Source organism: Vibrio sp. 10N.222.46.A1 (assembly GCF_041473595.1).
Taxonomy (GTDB): Bacteria; Pseudomonadota; Gammaproteobacteria; order Enterobacterales; family Vibrionaceae; genus Vibrio; species Vibrio tasmaniensis_A.
Genome location: NZ_JBFRSN010001168.1, coordinates 1 through 1,250, shown reverse-complemented (window position 1 = coordinate 1,250; position 1,250 = coordinate 1). Strand labels below are relative to the sequence as shown.

The following is a 1,250-nucleotide window of genomic DNA, read 5'->3' as shown; positions in this document are numbered from 1 at the left end:
GCATTGCGCACACCTATATGGCAGCTGATGCACTAAATAAAACAGCCCCAAAATTCAATGTTTCAATCAAGGTTGAGACTCAAGGCGCTATGGGGATTGAAAACTTACTGACAGGCCAGGATATTACCCTCGCAGACAAAGTGTTGATCGTCTCTGATATCGACATCGAACAACCAAGTCGATTTGACCCAGCGAAAACCGTATTCATTCCAATGGAAGAGGTGTTATTGAGTGTCGATAAAGTCTTTATCAAGCATTGTCGAACTTAAACCTTTCATGAATGAATATCAGATCACCTTCTTCGTTGACGATCCTGCCGCGAACTCACACGTCGCGCAGCCGTTGACTCGTTTAGCGAAGAAGTTCAAAAGCAACATCCGCATTATCAACATCACTCAAAATCGAACCGCTGATCTCTCCAAATCTGTCGCGATGTTACAAGTGGGTTTACTCCGGGGGGATTTATGCCAGATAACCGCAGTAGGTATTGATGCTGAACTCGCATGTTTTGTAATAAAAGACGTGATTGCTGAGCATTACGACATGGTTGGCTCACAAGTGAATCATGAGTTCTCGAACGACTTAATCCAGCGTATGCCTCAGATATGCCCGCCTTGTGACATCAAGTGGCACCACGCTAAGGCGCAAACTCAACTGACAAAATTTGAGTGCTTGAAAGGGCTCGCTCACCTCGTTTATCCAGAAGATCCAGATGAGCTGATTTTGGCTTTCATTAAGCGAGAAGAACGCTCTTCAACCTGCGTGTCACCAGGTATCGCACTGCCACATGTGATGTTTGAATCTACTCAAGATCTCTCGATCGCGGTGATCGTCAGTGACAACCCGATTGACTGGGCATCTCAAATTGGCCAAGTACACGTAGCTATCGCTTTAGTACTGCCAACCAAGCCGCAACGTGAACACATTGTGGCGACGACCAACCTAACTAGAAACCTACTTCACGATCAGGTCAACGAGCGTTTGCAAAAGACTCGAAGCAGTGTCGATTTACAAGCCTTGCTGATGTATATCTCATCTCGCCTGCTGTAAGGCTACTCACTCCAAAAGACGGCTCAACAAAAAAATACGCTCCGACTTAAAAAGACGGCTTAACTAAATAGAGCCACGATATTCGGTCGGCGTTCTACCGGTGCGATTCTTAAACACGCGGCAGAAGTAGTTCACATCTTTAAAGCCACAACGTAGTGCCACTTCATTGAGTTTGAAGTTGTACTTCTTAAGCATAAACT

3 protein-coding genes are annotated in these 1,250 nt (G+C 45.4%); 2 read left to right on the top strand and 1 reads right to left on the bottom strand.

The features are described from left to right. Positions 1-2: 2 nt before the first annotated feature. Together AB4496_RS24900 and AB4496_RS24895 are read left to right on the top strand one after the other, a co-directional pair. Entirely contained in the window at positions 3-269 is a 267-nt protein-coding gene (locus tag AB4496_RS24900; RefSeq protein WP_372132486.1) for a PTS fructose transporter subunit IIB, read from the top strand. A 7-nt stretch (positions 270-276) separates the two neighbouring features. Then, a complete protein-coding gene (locus tag AB4496_RS24895) occupies positions 277-1,050 on the top strand; it encodes a PTS sugar transporter subunit IIA (RefSeq protein ID WP_102258255.1) in 774 nt (257 codons plus the stop codon). Between the two features lie 63 nt (positions 1,051-1,113). Here AB4496_RS24895 and AB4496_RS24890 read toward each other — a convergent pair. After that, on the bottom strand, positions 1,114-1,250 hold a 137-nt coding region (locus tag AB4496_RS24890; RefSeq protein ID WP_372132489.1), incomplete at its 5' end, for an AraC family transcriptional regulator.